Below are 20973 nucleotides of genomic sequence, written 5' to 3'. Positions count from 1 at the left end.
GCGCGCATCCGCCGGAGCGAGGCCGCCAAGGCGCAGGCGGTCCAGCCGCAGGACGCGGGCGAGCCGGCTCAGGCGGCGGCGCCGGGGCGCTGATGCGCCGCGATCACGCTTCCGGGGCGGCCGGCGCCGGCGGCTTGTCCCTCGGCCGTTCTTCCTGCATTAGCGTCGCCGCGATTTGACGGACCGGCGTTCTTCGACGCCGGGCGCCTCCCGCCGGCGTCGGCGGGACGTGGCGAGAGAAGGGGTGCACGCAGATGATCGGGCTTTTCATGGCGGCCGCCCTGGCCCTGTCGGCGGACACGACGGCGCAGATGGTGGAGATCGCGCGGCAGATGCGCGTGACTGCCGAGCAGATGCGCGGCCAGCTGCCGCCCGAGGAGATCGCCGAGATGCTGGCCTCCGCCGACCAGATCGAGCGGGACGCGCTGGCCGGCGCCTACGCCGCGCCGACGCCCGCGGCCGCGACGTCGGCCGATCCTGCGGCGCGGATCATGGCGGAGCACGACGGTCGCACCGAATGGCTCGCGCGCGAGACCGCGTGCACCGGCTATTCCTGGGAGAACTACCGCACCTTTCGCCTCTCGACGGGCGACCGGGACGCGGAGCGGGACAAGCTCTGCCAGGTCGCCTACCGCCATTGGGAAGATTACTTCCTGACCGTGAGAAACGGCGGCGGCACGGCCAAGGCGGCGCCGGCGCTCGAGGCCTACGACGCGGCCGCCCACGCGGCGGTCGACTTCTACGAGCGCCGCTGACGTCGCCCCGCGACGTCGCGCTCAGGCTCCCGGCGCGGCCGGCGCCGTCTCCGGCGTCTTCCCCGGCGTCTTCTCTGGGGGCATCTGCTTGAGCGCCTGCTTGCACCAGGACCAGCTCTCGCCGTCCGGCAGGGGCGTGGCCCGGTATTTGGGCAGGTAGCTGCTCTTCGGCATCAGGAATTTCACCTGATTGATCCGCATGTTCACGCCCGGCGCCGAGGCGGTGACGACGACCTTGTGGTCGGCGTGCACGAACTTCTGCATGGCGATCTCAAGGCGCACGCAGTAGCGCTGCTTGCTGTGGTTGATCACGTAGATCTGGTCCACCGGCTTGCCGTCCGGCAGGTAGGACGGCGCGGCGTAGAGCATCAACCCTGGCGCCCCCTCGATCATCATCACCCGGGTCGGATCCTCCTGGGCCAACGCCGCGCTCGTCCCCAGCGCCGCCGCCAGCGTGGCCGCCCCCGTCGTCTTCCAGTTCATCGGACCGTTCCCCTCCGGACCCGTCGTTACTGATCGTCGATCCCCCGCCCCTGTCAACGGCGCCAAGCTGGCCGACAAGCTTTTCGTCGGGCGGTTTGGTGTTCCCCAAAGTATACGTAGTCAAACTGGGTGGAATTCACCTGAGTGAATGTGCGCATTTGCGGGGACGTATAAAGCGGCCTTCAATGAATTGCGTTTCGGTTATTACTGTATAGATCGGCTGTGGGGCTGCAGCTTGAGTGAATAAGGCGCTGCTTCGCCGTCGCGCGCCCAGTAATTTTCCGGACGTCTTGGAGGCAACGTCTGTCGGCGCCCCGCGCCGCCGGCACGGCGCACATAAGCGCGGGCTGCACAGTGGAGTAGCCAGATGGCAGGCTCGACCGCGTCTCTTGCCTTGCGGCAAAGCGATCTCGACTTCCTCTTCCAGCAAGTGACCAACCCGAACGGCGTGCGCAACGTCAGCGGGGAGGGCAACAACCTCGCCCACCCGACCTGGGGGGCCGCCGACAATCCGTTCGTGCGCCTGACCCCGGCCGCCTACGACGACGGCATATCGACGCCGAACGAAACCGGCCGCAACGGCGTGGCCCTGCCCAACGAGCGGGTGGTCAGCAACGTCATCGCCCGCGAGGACATCAACGGCGACGGCCAGGAGACGGCGGCCGACGCCATCCCCAACACGTTCGGGGGCAACCTCTTCCTGATGTCGTTCGGCCAGTTCTTCGACCACGGCCTGGACTTCATCCTGCGCGGGGACTCGCAGGGCGATCCAAACAACTTCCTGCTGAGCATCCCGGTCGATCCGAGCGACCCGCTGTCGGCGGGCGGCCCGAACATCTTCATGACGCGCGGCGCGGCGGCCCCGGGCACCGGCATCGACAGCCCGCGCGAGCACATCAACAAGACCTCGCCCTACGTCGACCAGAACCAGACCTACGGCTCGGACGAGCGGATCACCTTCTTCCTGCGCGAGAGCAAACGCGACGCGAACGGCAACCTGCTGCACGACGCCAACGGCAACCTGATCAAGACCGCCAAGCTGGCCTCGGGCAGCCACGACGCGGCCGGGTTCGAGAACCTGCCGACCTATGAGGACATCCTGCTCAACAACGGGGTGTCGGCCTCGACCATCGCCGCGGCCAAGGCGGCGGGCAGCGCCGCGGCCGGCTGGTCGATCCTGAGCGCGGACGCGCACTTCCTCGACTATCGCAACGCCGGCGGCTCGGGCCATCCGCTGCTGCTCGACATCGCCGGCGACGCCAACGTGTTCATCCCGAACGTGCCGACCGCGTTCCTGACCAAGCTGCTCAGCCACTACGTGGCCGGTGACGGACGGGTGAACGAGAACATCGGCCTGACGCCGGTGCACACCATCTTCCACCGCGAGCACGACGCCCTGGTCGACCAGATCCGCGGCATGACCGCCGGTCAGCCGCAGTGGACCGAGGACAGGATCTTCGAAGCGGCCAAGATCGTCGTCGAGGGCGAGTACCAGCGCGTGGTGTTCAACGAGTTCGCCAAGGCGCTGGGCGGCGGCATCAACGGCGGCGGCGAGCACGGCTTCGGCGGTTACGACCCCAACGTCAACGCCACGATCTCGGAGGAGTTCGCGCACGCGGTCTATCGCGTCGGCCACTCGATGGTGAACGAGACCATCCCCTTCGTCGATCCGACAACCGGCCAGTTGAAGGAGGTGTCGCTGGTCGACGCCTTCCTGAACCCGGCCGAGTTCAAGGCGCTGGGCACCGGGTCGATCATCTCCGGCAGCGTGCAGGTGGCCCACCAGGCCATCGACGAGAACGTGGTCAACGCCGTGCGCAACCAGCTGGTCGGCGTGCCGCTGGACCTGGCCGCGCTGAACATCGCCCGCGGCCGCGAGGTCGGGCTGATGTCGCTCAACGACGTGCGCCGCTACATCTTCGAGAACGGCAGTCGGCTGGCCCAGCAGGGCCAGGCCTCGAACTTCGGCGTCGACGAGGGCAAGGGCGACAGTCACATGCGCCCCTACGCCAACTGGGAGGAGTTCGGCGCGGCGCTGCGCGACCCGTCGCTGCTGCCGCTGTTCAAGTCGGTCTACGCCGACGTCAACGACGTCGACCTGTGGATCGGCGGCCTGGCTGAGAGGCCGGAGCGCGGCCAGCTGGGCTCGACCTTCTCCTACGTCTTCCTGGAGCAGCTGGACCGGCTGCAGGACGGCGACCGGTTCTATTATCTGGACCGGCTGAAGGACACGAACCTGCTCGGCCTGATCAAGGGGCAGGAGTTCTCCGACATCATCGCCCGCAACACCGGCCTGACCAACCTGCCGGACGACATCTTCAAGGTCACGACGTCGACCCCGACGCCGACACCCACCCCGACGCCGACTCCGACACCCACGCCGACCCCGACCCCGTCGCCGACGCCCAACCTCAACGCGACGGCCGGCGACGACAATCTGGTCGGCACCTCGGGCGCGGACCGCATCAACGGCCTGGCCGGCGCCGACCACATCACCGGCGGCGGCGGGAGCGACGTCATGGACGGCGGCGCGGGCCGGGACCAGTTCCTGTTCGGCGCCAACTTCGGCCAGGACACCATCTGGAACTTCAAGCCGGGCGAGGACGGCCTGAACTTCGCCGGCCATCAGAGCTCCGGCCCGGCGCCGGTCGCGGCCCAGGTCGGCGCGGACACGGTGTTCAGCTTCACCAACGGCGACAAGGTCACCCTGAAGGGCGTGGCCATGTCGGCGATCACCAAGATCGACGACTGGCACTGGGGCCAGGCGGACGGCGCGTCCACGCCGACCCCCACGCCCACGCCCACGCCCACTCCGACTCCGACGCCTACGCCGACACCCACGCCCACGCCGACTCCGACCGCGACGCCCACGCCGGGCGACGACAACCTGGTCGGCACGGCCGGGGCGGACCGGATCAACGGTCTGGCCGGAAACGACCGGATCGAGGCCCTGGGCGGCAATGACGTGCTGGACGGCGGGGCGGGCGACGACCTGTTCGTCTTCGCGCCGGGCTCAGGCAAGGACACCATCTACAACTTCAAGCCCGGCGGCGCGGACGACGACCTCGACTTCAGCGCCTACCAGGGCCACGTCGCCGCGCCCACGGTGGCCCAGGTCGGCGCGGACACGGTGTTCAGCTTCTCGACCGGCGAGACGGTCACGCTGAAAACCGTGGCCCTGAGCTCCCTGGTGAAGGTCGACGACTGGCACTGGAGCTGATCGACCAGGACTGATCGACCGGGGGAAATCCCGGTCGCGGCGGGGCGGGAACCTCAGGGCTCCCGCCCTTTTGCGTTCGGCGACGGTTGGGCGCAAACCTAGGTCGGTCCCAGTAATCTTCGCCATGATCCCGGTGTCAGCCGAGCTTTGTCCTGCAACTTACTGTCAGGTCAGTCCGCAGGGGTTTTACGCTTGGAGATATAGCGAGCGAGAATACAGCTCCGCATCCTAAGCGGCTTCAGCAGAGGTGTTCACCGATGCTTTAACGTACGGGTTCTGACCAACGCCGCGTGCAGCTCTGGCGGGCGGAACGCTTCCGTTCCAATCCGACAAGAGAGCGCAGCACAATGGTACAGCTGGTCCGTTCCGACCTCGAATTCATCCTGCAGCAGATCCAGATCGCCGAGGCCAACGCCGCCGGCACGCCCCTGCCGGATCTGATCACCGATCCGTCCCAGCCGCTCGGCCTGCGCACCGTCGACGGCACGTTCAACAACCTGATCGCGGGCCAGAGCAATTACGGCGCGGCCGACCAAGTCTTTCCGCGCCTGACCACGCCGAACTTCCGTCCGGGCGAGACCTTCGATCCGGACGGCCCGGGCGACGCGCCGGCCATGCCGACCAGCTACGCCCAGCCCGGCGGGCTGGTGGTCGACTCCCAGCCGCGCACCATCAGCAACCTGATCGTCGACCAGGACTGGCGGACCAATCCGTCCGCCGCCGCCGCCGACCCGGACCACGACGGGCTGATCCCCAACGTCGCGCCCGACGCCGGCCTCTCGGCCCCGTTCAATTCGTGGTTCACCCTGTTCGGCCAGTTCTTCGACCACGGCCTGGACCTGGTCACCAAGGGCGGCGGCACGGTGTTTATCCCGCTGAAGCCGGACGACCCGCTCTACGACGCCGGGCCGGACCACATCCCCGGCAACGCGGACGACAGCCACACCAACTTCATGGTGCTGACCCGCGCGACCAACCTGCCGGGGCCGGACAACATCCTCGGCACTGCGGACGACATCCACGAGCACACCAACACCACGACCCCGTGGGTGGACCAGAACCAGACCTACACCTCGCACGCCTCGCATCAGGTGTTCCTGCGCGAATACGCGCTGGACGCCGACGGCCACCCGCAGGCGACCGGCAAGCTGCTTGAGAACCGCCAGGCAGGGGTGGACGGCGAATACTTCACCGACGACGACGTGCTGACCGGCGGCCTGGCCACCTGGGCGGTGGTGAAGGCGCAGGCGGAAAAGCTGCTGGGCGTCACCCTGACCGACGCCGACGTGACCAACGTGCCCCTGCTGGCCACCGACGAGTACGGCCGCTTCCTGCGCGGCGAGCACGGCTTCGTCCAGCTGGTCACCACCACGGGCCTGGTCGAGGGAGACCCGACCGCGCCGATCGGCACGGAAACCGCCGTGCGCACCGGCCACTCGTTCCTGGACGACATCGCCCACGCGGCCGCCCCGCGCGACAGCAACGGCAACATGCTGCAGGCCGACCTCGACGACGCGGTCAACGCGCCTGACGCGCCGCCGCCGCCCGGCTTCTACGACGACGAGCTGCTGGACGCGCACTACATCACCGGCGACGGGCGCGGGAACGAAAACATCGGCCTGACCACCGTCCACCACGTCTTCCATTCCGAGCACAACCACCTGGTCGAGCAGGTCAAGGAGGTGGTGCTCGCCACCAACGATCTGGCGTTCCTGGACCAGTGGCTGATCCCGGGGACCGGTCCGGCGGACTTCCCGACCACCGCCGAGGAGATCGCCGGCCTGCAGTGGAACGGCGAGCGCCTGTTCCAATCCGCGCGCTTCGGCACCGAGATGCAGTACCAGCACCTCGTGTTCGAGGAGTTCGCCCGCAAGGTGCAGCCGGCGGTGAACGTCTTCGACTCCTACCAGACCGACATCGATCCGGCGATCGTCGCGGAGTTCGCCCACACGGTCTATCGCTTCGGCCACACCATGCTGACCGAGACGATCGCGCGGACGAACGCCGACGGGACGGACAACGACATCGGGCTGATCCAGGCCTTCCTCAATCCGCTGGAGTTCGCCGCCAGCGGCGCGACCCCCGCAGAAGCGGCCGGCGCCGTCGTGCGCGGCATGACCCGCCAGGTCGGCAACGAGATCGACGAGTTCGTCACCGGCGCGCTCCGCAACAATCTGCTGGGCCTGCCGCTGGACCTGGCGACCATCAACATCGCGCGCGGCCGCGACACCGGCATTCCCTCGCTGAACGCCGCGCGGCGCGAGTTCTTCGAGGGCACCGGCGGCGATTCCGCGCTCCGGCCCTACGAGAGCTGGGCCGACTTCGGCCTGGGCATCCGGCACCCTGAATCGCTGATCAACTTCCTGGCCGCCTACGGCCTGCACCCGACCATCACCGGGGCCATGACCCTGGCCGACAAGCGCGCGGCCGCCGCCGACATCGTGCTGGGCGGGGCGAACGCGCCGGGCGACGCGATCGACTTCCTGAACAGCACCGGCACCTGGGCCAGCACGCCCGGCGGGGTGACGACCACCGGGCTGGACGACGTGGACTTCTGGGTCGGCGGCCTGGCCGAGAAGCAGGCGCCGTTCGGGGGGCTGCTGGGCTCGACCTTCAACTTCGTGTTCGAAACACAGATGGAGAAGCTGCAGGACGGCGATCGGCTCTACTACCTGTCGCGAACGGCCGGCCTCAATTTCCTCACCCAGCTCGAGGAGAACTCCTTCGCCGAGCTGGTGATGCGCAACACCGACACCAAGCATCTGCCGTTCAACGTCTTCTCCACGCCGACCCACACGATCGAGCGCAGCGACCCGTCCACCTGGCCGTCGGGCGAGGTCGTCCAGGTGTCCGGCGGCATCCGCTACACCGGCGTCGACCACGTGGTGATGGGCGGCACCGACGTCGCCGACCGGCTGATCTCCGGCGAAGGCGACGACACCCTCTGGGGCGACGACGGGAACGACATCCTGGAGGGCGGGGCCGGCAACGACTCGATCATCGGCGGCGCCGGAGACGACGTCATCACCGACTCCTTCGGCGACGACACGATCAAGGGCGGCGACGGCAACGACACCATCAACGGCGGGCCGGGGCTGGACCTGATCCTCGGCGGGTTCGGCGACGACTTCCTCAACGGCGGCTCGGATCCGAACGAGCTCTTCGGCGGCGGGGGTGACGACATCATCATCGCCGGCGACAGCACCGACGAGGTCACCGGCAACGAAGGCGACGACTGGATCGAAGGTGGCGGCCAGGGCGACGGCATCGTCGGCGACAACGGGGCCTTGTTGGCGCTGAGCAACATGGGCGGCGACGACGTGCTGATCGGCGGCTCCGGCTCCGACAAGATGGACGGCGAGCACGGCGACGACATTTTCGTCGGCGGTGAAGGCGCCGACCGTCACATGGGGCGCACCGGCTACGACTGGATCACCTACAAGGACGACACGCGCGGCCTCACCGTCGACCTGACCGTGCGCGCCAACGTGGTCGTTCCCCCGGGCTCGCCGGACGCCCTGCTGGACCGCTTCCAGGAGGTGGAGGGCCTGTCCGGATCGCGCTTCGACGACGTGCTGCGGGGCGACAACGTCACCGCCGTCGAGCTCAACACCCCCACCGGCGCCGGCCTGACGAACGCGCTGTTCGACACCAGCCTGATCAACGGCCTGCAGACGCTGCTTCGCGGCGCTGCATTCTTCGACGGCGGCAACATCATCCTGGGCGGCGCCGGCAGCGACATCATCGAGGGCCGCGGCGGCGACGACTTCATCGACGGCGACGCCTGGCTGAACGTGCGGCTGACCTCGCGCTCGGCCGGCGGCCAGATCATCCGCGAGATCCTCACGGCGGCGGCCGACACCGACGTGGACACCGCGGTCTTCTCCGACGTGCGGGCCAACTACGACATCATCAACAACGGCGACGGCACCACCACCATCATCCATGCGCGCGGCACCCTGGCCGACGGGGCCGACACCCTGCGCAACATCGAGCGCTGGCAGTTCGCCGACCAGCTGGTGCTGATCACCTCCAACAAGGCGCCCACCGGGACGATCAATCTCAGCAGCACGGCCCCGACCGAGGACCAGCTGCTGACCGCCACCCAGGCCTTCACCGATCCGAACGGCATCGCGCCCGGCACCTTGCGCTTCGTCTGGCAGATGGAGACCGCCCCGAACATCTGGCTGGACGTGGGCGAGGGCGCCAGCTTCCTGCCGGGCGAGGGCCATGTCGGTGCGCGGCTGCGCGTGATGGCCTTCTTCGAGGACAACCTCGGGGCCGGCGAGAGCGTGACCTCCGCCCCCACCGCGGTGGTGGCCAACGTCAACGACGCGCCGTCAGGCCTGCCGCTGGTCAGCGACACGACGCCGACGGAGGGCAAGGCCCTGAACGCCTCGGCGCTTGGGATCACCGACCCCGACGGCGTGGCCAACGCCGCCTTCACCTACCAGTGGCAGGTGCTGGACGGCGCGACCTGGACCGACATTCCCGGCGGCGCCGGCGCGGCCTTCTCGCCCGGCCAGGGCCAGGTCGGCCGCCAGCTGCGCGTGGTCGCCACCTACACCGACGACCGGGGCACGGTGGAGCACGTCGCCTCGGCCGCCACCGGCGTGGTCGGCGATCTGTTCGTCGGCGGCAGCGGGCCCGACCCCTTCAGCGGCACGGCGGGCGACGACGACGCGTCGGGCCTCGGCGGCGCCGATACGCTGAGCGGGAACGCTGGCGACGACCGGCTCGACGGCGGGGCCGGTAACGACTTCCTGGACGGCGGCGCCGGGGCCGACACCATGATCGGCGGGCTCGGCGACGACACCTACGTGGTCGACAGCCTCGACGACGTGGTCACCGAGGCGTCGGGGCAGGGGGCCGACGTCGTGCGCACGGCGCTGGCCGAGTACGTCCTGCCCGACAATGTCGAGAACCTGATCTTCACCGGGGCCGGGCCGTTCAGCGCCACCGGGAACGCGCTAGTCAACCGCATCCAGGGCGGCGCGGGCGACGACCGGCTGGACGGCGGAGCCGGGGTCGACACCCTGATCGGCGGCGCGGGCGCGGACTCCTACTTCGTCGACAACACCGCCGACATCGTCCAGGAGCTCGCCGCCAACGGCGTCGACACGGTGTTCTCGACCGCGGCCAGCTACACGCTTTCCGACAACGTCGAGAACCTCCGCCACATCGGGACCAACGCCGCCGCCCTGACCGGCAACGGTCTGGCCAACCTGCTGGCCGGCGGCGCCGGCGGCGACAGCCTCAGCGGCCTGGGCGGAGACGACACCCTGTTCGGCGGCGGCGGCGCCGACGTGCTGGACGGCGGGGCCGACAACGACACTCTGGACGGCGGCGAGGGGGCCGACCGGCTGACCGGCGGCGCGGGCGACGACCTGATGGACGGCGGCGCCGGCGCGGACCAGTTCCTGTTCGCGCTCGGCTCCGGACGCGACACCATCGAGGGCTTCAACGGCGCCGAAGACGGCCTGAACTTCGTCGGCCAGCAGGCCGTGGGCCTGGTCTCGACCGCCAGCCAGGTGGGCGCCGACACGGTGATCAGCTTCTCAAACGGCGACCGGGTCACGCTGAAGGGCGTGACTCTGTCGACCCTGGCGAAGATCGACAACTGGCATTGGGGCGCGGCCGAGGCCTCGACGACGCCGACCCCCACGCCGACGCCCACGCCGAACCTCGTGGCGACCGAGGGCGCCGACAACCTGATCGGCACGACCGGTTCGGATCGCATCAACGGCCTGGGCGGCGACGACCACATCACCGGCGGCGGCGGCAACGACATCATGGACGGCGGCGCCGGGCGCGATCAGTTCCTGTTCGCCACGGGCTCGGGCCAGGACACCATCTTCAACTTCAAGGCCGCGGAGGACCAGCTGAGCTTCGGCGGCCACCAGGGCGCGGGCCTGGCCCCGACGGTGACCCAGTCGGGCGCCGACACGGTGTTCAGCTTCTCCAACGGCGACAAGGTCACGCTGAAGGGCGTCGCCATGTCGTCCCTGGCGAAGACCGACGACTGGCACTGGGGCGGCTCGACGCCGACGCCGACCCCGACGCCTACGCCGACACCCACGCCGACTCCGACGCCCACTCCGACGCCTACTCCGACTCCGACCCCGACGCCTACGCCCACGCCGACACCCACGCCGACTCCGACACCTACGCCGACCCCGACCGAGGGGAGCGACATCCTGGTCGGCACGAGCGGCGCGGATCGGATCAACGGCCTGGGCGGCGACGACCGGATCACCGGCGCCGGCGGCAACGACCTGATGGACGGCGGCGCGGGCAAGGACGTGTTCCTGTTCGCCGCCGGCTCCGGCCAGGACACCATCTTCAACTTCAAGAACGCTGAGGACCGGCTGGACTTCAGCGGCCATCAGTCCTCGGGCCTCTCGCCGAGCGTGTCGCAGTCCGGCGCGGACACGGTGTTCGACTTCACCAACGGCGACCGGGTCACGCTGAAGGGCGTCGCCATGTCGGCGCTGACCAAGATCGACAACTGGCACTGGGGCGCGGCCGACGGCGGCGGCACGCCGACGCCCACGCCCACGCCCACGCCGACGCCTACGCCTACGCCGACACCCACCCCGACTCCGACGCCGACTCCCACCCCGACCGCGACGCCCACCGAAGGGGCGGACAACCTGGTCGGGACCGCGGGCTCGGACCGGATCAACGGCCTGGGCGGGAACGACCGGATCGAGGGCCTGGGCGGCAACGACGTCCTGGACGGCGGGGCCGGCGACGACCTGTTCGTCTTCGCGCCGGGCTCGGGCAAAGACGCCATCTTCAACTTCAGGGCCGGCGGCACGGACGACGACCTGGACTTCAGCGCCTACCAGGGCCACGTGGCCGCGCCCACGGCAGCCCAGGTCGGGCTGGACACGGTGTTCAGCTTCACGACCGGCGAGACGGTCACGCTGAAGAACGTGGCCCTGAGTTCGATGGTGAAGGTCGACGACTGGCACTGGGGCTGAGCGCCGGGCCGACCCCAGTCTGGAGGGCGGGGACCTCGCGGTTCCCGCCCTTTTCTTCACCAGGTCTCGCCGAAGGGCCGCGCCTCGATCTCGAACGACCAGGCCGAGCGCGGCTGGGCGACCAGCCAGGCGGCGTTCGCCGCCACGTCGTCGGGCTGGACGAAGAAGGACGCCGGCTTGTCCGGCATGGCGGCGCGGGTGCGCGGCAGGTCGACCACGCCGTCCACGATGATGACGGCGACGTGGATCCCGGCCGGCCACAGCCGCCGGGCCAGCGACTCGCACAGGCTGCGTTGGGCCGCCTTGGCCGGCGCGAAGGCCGCGGTCTTGATCCCGCCCCGGCGAGACGCGGTGGCCCCGGTGACGACGATCGCGCCCGCGCCCTTCGCCTTCATCGCCGGAGTCACCTGCTGCGCGCAGAGCAGCAGGCCCAGCGCGTTGACCCGCCAGGCGGCCTCGAACTGGGCGGGCGAGATCTCCTCGGCCGAGCCCCAGACGCCGGAGCCGGCGTTGTAGGCCAGCACCGCCGGCTCGCCGAGGTCGTGGCGGATGGCGGCGAAGGCTTCGCCCACGGCGCGCGCCTCGCCGACGTCGCAGGCGTAGGCCTTGCTGTCGGGAAGCTCGGCGGCGAGCGCGGTGGTGTAGTCGAGCCCCCGCGCCAGCAGGGCCGTCGCATAGCCGTCGTCGGAGAAGCGCCGGGCCAGGGCCGCGCCGTTGCCTTCGCCCACGCCGACCACCACGCAGACCGGTTTGTCCATGACGCGCTCCATCGCCTGTCGCGCATCAACCCGCGGCCGCGCGGTCGGGATGTCGGTCAGCGGGATTTCCGGATCGAAGCGCGCGCAAACGCCTTCACAGGCGCGCGTTTCCGCTTGCCATAACCATATAAAGATATCTTTATATGGCCCATGAGCCTGAATGCTGACGAAGCCGTCGAAGTCCTGCGCGCCGCTGGCGAGCCTACGCGCCTGCGCATCCTAGCCTTGCTGGCGGCCGAAGAGCTGTCGGTGATGGAGTTGTCGCGGATTCTCGACCAGAGCCAACCGCGCGTTTCACGGCATCTGAAGCTGATGAGCGAAGCGGGGCTGATCGAGCGATTCCCCGACGGCGCCTGGGTGTTCTACCGCCTCGCCACGGACGGCCCGCGCCGGCGTCTGGCCGACGCGGTGCTGGATCTGCTGCACGACGACGGCCAGCCCGACCGCGACTTCCAGCGCCTGGGGGAGGTCCGCACCGAGCGCGAAGCCTCGGCGGCGGAGTACTTCGAGCGGATCGCGCCCCGCTGGGACGAGATCCGCTCGCTCTACGTGCCGGAAAACGCGGTGGAGGCGGCCATCGACCATGCGGCCGGCCCGGGGACGTTCGATCGGGTGGTCGACCTCGGCACCGGCTCGGGCCGCATGCTGACCCTGCTGGGCCGTCGCGCCAAGATGTCGGTCGGCCTCGACCTTTCCCAGCACATGCTCAACATCGCCCGCGCCAACGTCGCGCGCGCGGGCCTGGAGAAGGTCGAGCTGCGCCACGGCGACATCTTCGCCACCCGCCTGCCGGCCCACAGCGCCGACCTCGTGGTCGTGCACCAGGTGCTGCACTACCTGTCCGACCCGGCCGCCGCGGTGGCCGAGGCGGCGCGCCTGGTGCGCCCGGGCGGCCGGCTGCTGGTCGTGGACTTCGCGCCGCACGCCCTGGAGTTCCTGCGCACCGACCACCAGCACCGCCGCCTCGGCTTCGCCGACGACGAGATGGATCGCTGGCTGGAAGAGGCCGACCTGGACCGCGTCGAGCCGGTCGAACTGGCCCCCGACCGCGAGGGCCTGACCGTGAAGATCTGGACCGGCCTGCGCGCCCAGGCCGAAAGGAGCGCCGCATGAGCCTGGCCGCCGCCCGCGCCCTGCTGCTCTCGCCGCTCGGTCCCGTCGCCCGCGCCGGCGGCCGCGAGCACGGCCAGGTGAAGGTCTCCTTCGAGTTCTTCCCGCCGAAGACCGACGAGGCCGAAGCCAACCTGTGGAATTCGATCCGGCGGCTGGAGCCGCTGGGCCCGTCCTTCGTTTCGGTCACCTACGGCGCCGGTGGTTCGACCCGCGAGCGCACCCACCGCACCGTGCGCCGCATCCTGGACGAGACCTGCCTGCAACCCGCCGCCCACCTGACCTGCGTCGAGGCGTCGAAGGGCGAGGTCGACGACGTCGCGCGCGCCTACTGGGACGCCGGCGTGCGCCACATCGTGTCCCTGCGCGGCGACCCGCCGGGCGGGACGGGCGTGGGCGGGGTCTATGCGCCGCCGGCCGACGGCTACGCCAACGCCACCGAACTGACCGCCGCCCTGGCGCGCATCGCGCCGTTCGAGATCAGCGTCGGCGTCTATCCGGAGAAGCACCCGGAAAGCCCGTCGATCGACCACGACCTCGACGTGCTGAAGGCCAAGATCGACGCCGGCGCGACCCGCGCCATCAGCCAGTTCTTCTTCGACATCGACGCCTTCCTGCGCTTTGTCGACCGGGCGCGGGCGGCCGGGATCACCATCCCGATCGTGCCGGGGATCATGCCGGTGACCAACTTCCGCGGCCTGTGCCGCATGTCGGAGAGCTGCCAGGCCTCGGTGCCGCAGTGGCTGGCCAACCTGTTCGACGGCCTGGACGACGATCCCGACACGCGCCGCCTGCTGGCCAGCTCGGTGGCGGCGGAGATGTGCGCCCGGCTGGAGGAGGAAGGCTTCTCCGAATTCCACTTCTACACGCTCAACCGCGCCGACCTGGTCTACGCCATCTGCCGGGTGCTGGGCGTGCGCGAAGGGGTTCACGCATGACCCGCGCCGACCGTATCGCCGCGCTCAAGGCCGCCGCCCGCGAGCGGATCCTGATCCTCGACGGCTCCTGGGGCGTGATGTTCCAGCGCATGGGCCTGTCGGAGGAGGACTTCCGGGGCGCGCGCTTCGCCGACCATCCGCACCCGCTGAAGGGCGACAACGACCTGCTGTGCCTGACCCGGCCGGACGCCGTGGCCGGCCTGCACGACGCCTACTTCGAGGCCGGGGCCGACATCGCCTCGACCAACACCTTCAACGCCACCGCGATCAGCCAGGCCGACTACGCGCTGGAGGCCGCGGTCACCGACATCAACCTGGCGGCGGCGAAGCTGGCGCGCGAGAGCGCCGACCGCTGGACAGAGAAGACGCCCGACAAGCCGCGCTTCGTGGCCGGCTCGATCGGGCCGCTGAACCGTACCCTGTCGATCAGCCCGGACGTCAACGATCCGGCCGCCCGTGGCGTGACCTGGGACCAGGTCTACGACGCCTATACCCAGCAGGCCCGCGCCCTGCACGAGGGCGGCGTCGACGTCTTCCTGGTCGAGACCATCTTCGACACGCTGAATGCGAAAGCCGCGATCAAGGCCATCCTCGACCTGGAGGACCAGGGCTACGAGCCGCTGCCGATCTGGATTTCCGGCACCATCACCGACCGCTCGGGGCGCACCTTGTCGGGTCAGACGGTCGAGGCGTTCTGGAACTCGATCCGTCACGCCAGGCCGTGGGCCGTGGGCCTGAACTGCGCGCTGGGCGCCGAGCTGATGCGCCCGCACCTGGCCGAGCTGGCGCGGGTGGCCGACACCCTGATCGGCGCCTATCCCAACGCCGGCCTGCCCAACGCCATGGGCGAATACGACGAGGGCCCGGGCGAGACCTCCGGCTTCCTCGGCGAATGGGCCGGCAGCGGCCTGGTCAACATCCTGGGCGGCTGCTGCGGCACGACGCCGGACCACATCCGCGCCATCGCGAAAGCCGTCGCCGACGTGAAGCCGCGCGCCGTCCCCGAGCGCCCGCGCGCCATGCGCCTGTCGGGGCTCGAACCGTTCGAACTGGTGAGCTGATGCGGCCCGCCAAAGATCTCCCCCCGCTGGGGGGAGGAGCCGTCCGTCAGGACGGCGATGGGGGGCTCCAGCGGAGTGCTGGGGTTCCGCTTCGAGACCGAATTTCTGTGTGGGCGACGCTGTCGCGGCGGCGGTCTCCGGCGCGTCAAGCTGGAGCCCCCCATCGCCCGCTGCGCGGGCTCCTCCCCCCAGTGGGGGGAGATCTGGGAGAGGCCTGATGCGCCCCATCTTCGTCAACGTCGGCGAGCGGACCAACGTCACCGGCTCGGCCAAATTCCGCAAGCTGATCGCCGAGGGCCAGTACGCCGAGGCCCTGTCGGTCGCCCGCCAGCAGGTCGAGGCCGGCGCCCAGGTCATCGACGTGAACATGGACGAGGGGCTGCTCGACAGCCGCGCGGCCATGGTCACCTTCCTCAACCTGATCGCTTCGGAGCCCGACATCGCCCGGGTGCCGATCATGATCGACTCCTCCAAGTGGGAGGTGATCGAGGCCGGCCTGCAGTGCGTGCAGGGCAAGGCGATCGTGAACTCGATCTCGCTGAAGGAAGGCGAGGCGGTCTTCGTCGAGCACGCAAGGGCGTGCCTGCGCTACGGCGCCGCCGTGGTGGTCATGGCCTTCGACGAGCAGGGCCAGGCCGACACCGCCGCTCGCAAGGTCGAGATCTGCGAGCGGGCCTACCGCATCCTGGTCGATCAGCTGGGCTTCCCGCCCGAGGACGTGATCTTCGACCCGAACATCTTCGCGGTCGCGACCGGCATCGAGGAGCACGACAACTACGCCGTCGACTTCATCGAGGCGACGCGGCGCATCAAGCAGATGCTGCCCTACGCGCGGGTGTCGGGCGGGGTGTCGAACGTCTCGTTCAGCTTCCGCGGCAACGAGCCGGTCCGCCGCGCCATCCACTCGGTGTTCCTGTACCACGCCATCGCCGCGGGCATGGACATGGGCATCGTCAACGCCGGCGACCTGCCGGTTTACGACGACATCGATCCGGAGCTGCGCGAGGCGGTCGAGGACGTGATCCTCAATCGCAGCCCGCGCGGCGGCGTCTCCCCGACCGAGCGGCTGGTCGACCTGGCCCCGAAGTACAAGGGCGAGAAGGGCGCGGCCAGGGTCGTGGACCTGGCCTGGCGCGAGCAGCCGGTCGAGGCGCGCCTGGCCCACGCCCTGGTGCACGGCATCACCGACTTCATCGAGGCCGACACCGAGGAGGCGCGGCTGAAGGCCGAGCGCCCGCTGCACGTCATCGAAGGCCCGCTGATGGACGGCATGAATGTCGTCGGCGACCTGTTCGGCGCGGGCAAGATGTTCCTGCCGCAGGTGGTGAAGTCCGCCCGCGTGATGAAGCAGGCGGTGGCCTGGCTGCTGCCGTTCATGGAGGCCGAGAAGGAAGGCCAGGAGCGCAAGTCGGCTGGCAAGGTGGTCATGGCCACGGTGAAGGGCGACGTCCACGACATCGGCAAGAACATCGTCGGCGTGGTCCTGCAGTGTAACAATTATGAGGTCGTCGACCTCGGCGTCATGGTTCCGGCCGACAGGATCCTGGACGCCGCCGTCGAGCATCAGGCCGACATCGTCGGCCTGTCGGGCCTGATCACGCCCTCGCTGGACGAGATGGTGTTCGTGGCCTCCGAGCTGGAGCGACGCGGCATGTCCCTGCCGCTGCTGATCGGCGGGGCCACGACCAGCCGAACCCACACGGCGGTGAAGATCGAGCCGGCCTATCGGCGCGGGCCCACCGTCTACGTGCTGGACGCCAGCCGCGCCGTGGGCGTGGTCTCCAACCTGCTGTCGCCGACCGAGAAGGCTCCCTTCGTCGAGCAGACCAAGGCCGAGTACCGCAAGGTGCGCGAGAGTTATGGCCGCGGGCCGGCCAAGCCGCGCTCCAGCCTGGCCGAGGCGCGCGCCAACCGCTTCCAGATCGACTGGGAGGCGTGGACGCCGCCGGCCCCCAGCTTCACCGGCGTGCGCGCCTTCGCGCCCTACGACCTGGCCGACCTGGCCGAGCACATCGACTGGACGCCCTTCTTCGCCAGCTGGGAGCTGATCGGGCGCTTCCCGCAGATCCTCGACGACGAGATCGTCGGCGAGGCGGCGCGCGACCTCTATCGCGACGCCCGCGCCATGCTGGACAAGATGATCGCCGAGAACTGGGTCGAGGCCCGCGGCGTGGTCGGCTTCTGGCCGGCCAACGCCGACGGCGACGACGTGATCGTCTACGCCGACGAGGCGCGCACCACCGAACTGGCCCGCCTGCACACCCTTCGCCAGCAGATGGCCAAGGGCGAGGGCAAGGCCAACACGGCGCTGTCGGACTTCGTGGCCCCGGTCGGCGTGGCACCGGACTGGGTCGGCGGTTTCGCGGTGACCGCCGGCCACGGCGAGGTCGAGATCACCCAGCGCTTCAAGGCGGCTGGCGACGACTATTCCGCCATCCTGGTCACCGCGCTCGCCGACCGCCTGGCCGAGGCTTTCGCGGAAGCGATGCACAAGCGTGTACGCCGCGAGTTGTGGGGCTACGCCGCCGACGAGACCGCGACGGTCGAGGACCTGATCGCCGAGAAGTACCAGGGCATCCGCCCGGCCCCCGGCTATCCGGCCCAGCCCGATCACACCGAGAAGCTGACCCTGTTCCGCCTGCTGCAGGCCGAGGCCAACGCCGGCATGGAGCTGACCGAGAGCCTGGCCATGACGCCGCCGGCCTCGGTCTCGGGCCTCTACTTCGCCCGGCCGGAGGCGCACTACTTCGGGGTCGGCAAGATCACCCGCGAGCAGGTCGCCGACTACGCCCGCCGCAAGGGCTGGAGCGTCGAAGAGGCCGAACGCTGGCTGTCGCCGATTCTGGACTACGACCCGGCGGCGGCGCGCGAGGCGGCGGCCTAAGCCGCCGCCAGCTTCACCCGCTCGGCCAGGAAGTCGACGAAGGCGCGCACCCGCGCGGGCAGATGGCCGCCCTGGCCCATGAACACCGCGTGGATGTCCTCGTGGTCGCCAGGATTGAGCGGCTCCAGCACGGCCTGGAGCCGTCCCGCGGCCAAGTCCTCGGCGACGTGGAATACACCCAGCCGGGCCAGGCCGACGCCGGCCACCGCCAGCCGCCGCGCGCTCTCGCCGTCGCCCACCTGCACGTCGCCGCAGGCCGGTACGGTCTGGATGGCGCCGTCGACCAGGAACGGCCATTCCTCGAAGCTGCGCGCGAAGTTGAAGCCGATGCGGTTGTGGCCCTCCAGCGCCTCCAGCGTCGTCGGCGTCCCGTGCCGCGCGAGGTAGGCGGGGGCGGCGACCACCGCCATGCGGCTCTGGCCCAGCTTGCGCGCCATCAGCTGCGACGGGCGCATCGGCCCGACCCGCAGCGCCACGTCGCAGCGCTCCTCCAGCAGGTCGACCACCTGGTCGGTCAGCACCAGGTCCAGCGTCACCTCCGGGTGCTCGGCCAGAAAGTCCGGGACCAGCGGCAGCAGCTGGTGCACGCCGAACGGCACGCTGCTGTTGACCCGCACCCGCCCGCGCGGGCTGGAGCCGGCCGCCGCCTCGCGCTCGGCCTCGTCGATGTCGGCCAGCACCCGCAAGGATCGGTCGTAGAAGGCCGCGCCCTCCGGCGTCAGTTGCAGCTTGCGGGTGGAGCGGTTGATCAGCCGCGCGCCCAGCCGCTCCTCCAGCCGGGTCAGCAGCTTGCTGACCGCCGACGGGGTCATGCGCAGCGTCCGCGCCGCCGCCGACAGGCCGCCGTACTGCACCACGCGGGCGAACACTTCCATCTCGCCGGAACGGTTGGTCTCCAGCCGCGCCATGTTGAATTCACCTCACAGGCGGTGTGCCTGGCGATTATCTAGTTCACGGACGGCGCGTCCGCCATTTGACGGCTCCCATTGTTCCGCACCGCTGGAGCCGCTCATGCCTATCGCCGTCTACGCGCTGGCCGCCGGCGCCTTCGGGATCGGCGCGACCGAGTTCGTCATCATGGGCCTGCTGCTGCAGGTCTCGGCCGATCTCGGCGTGTCGGTGCCGGCCGCCGGCCTGCTCATCACCGGCTACGCGCTCGGCGTGTTCGCCGGCGCGCCGGTCCTGACGCTGGCCACCCGCAACCTGCCGCGCAAGACCGTGCTGCTGGCCCTGATGGCCATCTTCACCCTCGGCAATCTCGGCTGCGCCCTGGCGTCCGACTACACGTCCCTGATGGTCGCCCGCGTGGTCACCGCGCTGGCCCACGGCACCTTCTTCGGGGTGGGCTCGGTGGTCGCCACCAGCCTGGTCGCGCCCGACCGCAAGGCCACCGCCATTGCCGTCATGTTCACCGGCCTGACCGCCGCCACCCTGCTGGGCGTGCCGTTCGGGGCTTGGCTGGGCCTGGCCTTCGGCTGGCGCGCCACCTTCTGGGCGGTCGCCGCGATCGGCCTGATCGCGATGGTCGTGCTGGCCCGCTTCGTGCCGCGCGACAGCGGACAAAGCGAAGCCGTGCCGCTGCGCCAGGAACTGGCCGTGCTGGCCCGCCCGCAGGTCCTGCTGGGCCTGCTGATGACGGTCCTGGGCTTCGGCGGCGTGTTCGCCCTCTACACCTACGTCCAGCCGATCCTGACCGAACTGACCGGCTTCCCGAAGGCCGCGGTCGCACCGATCCTGCTGGTGTTCGGAGGCGGGCTGGCGGTCGGCAACCTGCTGGGCGGGCGGCTCGCGGACCGCAGGCTGGCCCCGGCCCTGGTCGGCACCCTGGTCGGCCTGGCCGTGGTGCTGGGCCTCATGACCTTCGCCGTCCACGACAAGATCGGCGCGGTGCTCTCCATCGGCCTCCTGGGCGTCGCCGCCTTCGCCACCGTCGCGCCGCTACAGCTGCGTGTGCTGGAGACCGCCGGCGACAGCGGCCGCAACCTGGCCGCCAGCCTGAACATCGCCGCCTTCAATCTCGGCAACGCGCTGGGCGCCTGGCTGGGCGGCGCGGTGATCGATCATGGACCGGGCCTGGGCGCCCTGCCGTGGAGCGCCGCCCTGGTCACCGTCGCCGGTCTGGCCGTGACCTTGGGCAGCCTGGCCCTCGACCGGCGCGCGTCACGAGCGGTCCCGGCGCTGGCCGACGCCTGAGCCCCAAGCTCAGGCTCAGGACTTCGGCCGGCCCACCGGGCCCTCGGCGTCGCCGGCGTGCTCGACAGAAGCGTTCAGGCGGAAGATGTCCTTCCGGCCGGCCAGGCGCTGGGCGGCGTGCTCGCAGCGGGGCGGCAGCTGCCAGGCCAGGTAGGAGTCGGCGCCCAGCTGGTGGTCGACCTTGCGGGCCTCGTCCCACTTCTTCCAGCCGTCCTCGCGCTCGGCCATGGCGCGCTTGCGCCCGGCCTCGGTCCGACCTTCCGGCGCGGCGTCCAGCGCCATCGCGTAGCCGGCCAGGTAGGCCTTGCCGATCTTGGTCTGGGCCTCGTCCAGCGGCAGCTTGTCCTGGACCCGCTCGGCCAGGTCCATGTGGCCGCTGAGCACGCCGGAGCACCAGGCCACGAAGCCGAAGTCGTCGGCCGGCGCGCCCTGCGGCAGGATGTCGGCGACTGGGCTGGGCGGGGCGGCGTCCGCCGCGCGGGTGGAGACGGGGGCGTCCGACGTCGCGGCGGCGTCGAAGGACCGCCGGGTGTAGACCGGGGCGGCGGGCGTCGCGGCGGCGGCGTCGGGCGCGCGGGTGGCGAC

The 20973-nt window shown here is 70.3% G+C and carries 11 protein-coding genes and 1 pseudogene; 8 read left to right on the top strand and 4 right to left on the bottom strand.

Annotated elements, in window-relative coordinates; all coding sequences use genetic code 11:
• Positions 1 to 254: 254 nt before the first annotated feature.
• On the top strand, positions 255 to 755 hold the full coding sequence (locus G3573_RS10490) for a hypothetical protein (protein ID WP_163261038.1): 501 nt from the start codon (positions 255 to 257) through the stop codon (positions 753 to 755).
• Positions 756 to 776: 21 nt separating this feature from the next.
• Here the strand turns inward: G3573_RS10490 and G3573_RS10485 are convergent, their stop codons facing one another.
• Positions 777 to 1238, bottom strand: coding sequence for a hypothetical protein (locus tag G3573_RS10485; protein ID WP_163261037.1), 462 nt, complete (start codon positions 1236 to 1238; stop codon positions 777 to 779).
• Between the two features lie 394 nt (positions 1239 to 1632).
• On the opposite strand from G3573_RS10485, the gene G3573_RS10480 reads away from it, so the two are divergent.
• Both G3573_RS10480 and G3573_RS10475 read left to right on the top strand, forming a co-directional pair.
• Positions 1633 to 4458: a peroxidase family protein gene (locus G3573_RS10480; RefSeq protein WP_163261036.1), complete on the top strand. Its 2826-nt coding sequence runs from the start codon at positions 1633 to 1635 to the stop codon at positions 4456 to 4458.
• Between the two features lie 347 nt (positions 4459 to 4805).
• Positions 4806 to 11444, top strand: a complete 6639-nt coding sequence (locus G3573_RS10475; RefSeq protein WP_163261035.1) for a peroxidase family protein — start codon at positions 4806 to 4808, stop codon at positions 11442 to 11444.
• A gap of 56 nt (positions 11445 to 11500) precedes the next feature.
• Here the strand turns inward: G3573_RS10475 and G3573_RS10470 are convergent, their stop codons facing one another.
• Complete coding sequence (locus G3573_RS10470) at positions 11501 to 12202, bottom strand: SDR family NAD(P)-dependent oxidoreductase (protein ID WP_163261034.1); 702 nt, start codon at positions 12200 to 12202, stop codon at positions 11501 to 11503.
• 150 nt (positions 12203 to 12352) lie between these two features.
• Here G3573_RS10470 and G3573_RS10465 point away from each other — a divergent pair, with 150 nt between their 5' ends.
• From G3573_RS10465 to metH, 4 genes are all read left to right on the top strand, one after another.
• Entirely contained in the window at positions 12353 to 13315 is a 963-nt protein-coding gene (locus G3573_RS10465) for a metalloregulator ArsR/SmtB family transcription factor (RefSeq protein ID WP_163261033.1), read from the top strand.
• Positions 13312 to 14250: a methylenetetrahydrofolate reductase [NAD(P)H] gene (metF, locus tag G3573_RS10460; RefSeq protein ID WP_163261032.1), complete on the top strand. Its 939-nt coding sequence runs from the start codon at positions 13312 to 13314 to the stop codon at positions 14248 to 14250. The genes G3573_RS10465 and metF overlap by 4 nt, the downstream gene beginning before the upstream one ends.
• Positions 14247 to 15311 carry a homocysteine S-methyltransferase family protein gene (locus G3573_RS10455; protein ID WP_163261031.1) on the top strand — a complete coding sequence of 355 codons (1065 nt, stop codon included), beginning with the start codon at positions 14247 to 14249 and terminating at the stop codon, positions 15309 to 15311. The genes metF and G3573_RS10455 overlap by 4 nt, the downstream gene beginning before the upstream one ends.
• A 217-nt stretch (positions 15312 to 15528) precedes the next feature.
• Positions 15529 to 18195 carry a methionine synthase gene (gene metH, locus G3573_RS10450; protein ID WP_163261030.1) on the top strand — a complete coding sequence of 889 codons (2667 nt, stop codon included), beginning with the start codon at positions 15529 to 15531 and terminating at the stop codon, positions 18193 to 18195.
• Here the strand turns inward: metH and G3573_RS10445 are convergent.
• Positions 18192 to 19103, bottom strand: coding sequence for a LysR family transcriptional regulator (locus tag G3573_RS10445; protein WP_163261029.1), 912 nt, complete (start codon positions 19101 to 19103; stop codon positions 18192 to 18194). The genes metH and G3573_RS10445 overlap by 4 nt on opposite strands.
• A gap of 103 nt (positions 19104 to 19206) precedes the next feature.
• Between G3573_RS10445 and G3573_RS10440 the strand changes: the two genes are divergently transcribed.
• The gene (locus tag G3573_RS10440) at positions 19207 to 20388 is read left to right on the top strand and encodes an MFS transporter (RefSeq protein ID WP_163261028.1); all 1182 of its coding nucleotides are present in this window, start codon (positions 19207 to 19209) and stop codon (positions 20386 to 20388) included.
• Positions 20389 to 20403: 15 nt separating this feature from the next.
• Here G3573_RS10440 and G3573_RS10435 read toward each other — a convergent pair.
• Positions 20404 to 20973 (bottom strand): annotated as a pseudogene (locus G3573_RS10435) (hypothetical protein); the annotation flags it as partial.

It is taken from the genome of Caulobacter sp. 17J65-9, from assembly GCF_010975005.1.
In the GTDB taxonomy this organism is placed as follows: domain Bacteria; phylum Pseudomonadota; class Alphaproteobacteria; order Caulobacterales; family Caulobacteraceae; genus 17J80-11.
Note: the sequence above shows the minus strand (reverse complement) of the source record. Positions and strands in the feature narration are given on the sequence as shown.

Excerpts from the sequence above, each read along its gene's own strand:
- G3573_RS10490 (WP_163261038.1), top strand. The coding sequence starts at position 255 with ATGATCGGGCTTTTCATGGCGGCCGCCCTGGCCCTGTCGGCGGACACG.
- G3573_RS10485 (WP_163261037.1), bottom strand. The coding sequence starts at position 1,238 with ATGAACTGGAAGACGACGGGGGCGGCCACGCTGGCGGCGGCGCTGGGG.
- G3573_RS10475 (WP_163261035.1), top strand. The coding sequence starts at position 4,806 with ATGGTACAGCTGGTCCGTTCCGACCTCGAATTCATCCTGCAGCAGATC.
- G3573_RS10470 (WP_163261034.1), bottom strand. The coding sequence starts at position 12,202 with ATGGACAAACCGGTCTGCGTGGTGGTCGGCGTGGGCGAAGGCAACGGC.
- G3573_RS10465 (WP_163261033.1), top strand. The coding sequence starts at position 12,353 with ATGAGCCTGAATGCTGACGAAGCCGTCGAAGTCCTGCGCGCCGCTGGC.
- metF (WP_163261032.1), top strand. The coding sequence starts at position 13,312 with ATGAGCCTGGCCGCCGCCCGCGCCCTGCTGCTCTCGCCGCTCGGTCCC.
- G3573_RS10455 (WP_163261031.1), top strand. The coding sequence starts at position 14,247 with ATGACCCGCGCCGACCGTATCGCCGCGCTCAAGGCCGCCGCCCGCGAG.
- metH (WP_163261030.1), top strand. The coding sequence starts at position 15,529 with ATGCGCCCCATCTTCGTCAACGTCGGCGAGCGGACCAACGTCACCGGC.
- G3573_RS10445 (WP_163261029.1), bottom strand. The coding sequence starts at position 19,103 with ATGGCGCGGCTGGAGACCAACCGTTCCGGCGAGATGGAAGTGTTCGCC.
- G3573_RS10440 (WP_163261028.1), top strand. The coding sequence starts at position 19,207 with ATGCCTATCGCCGTCTACGCGCTGGCCGCCGGCGCCTTCGGGATCGGC.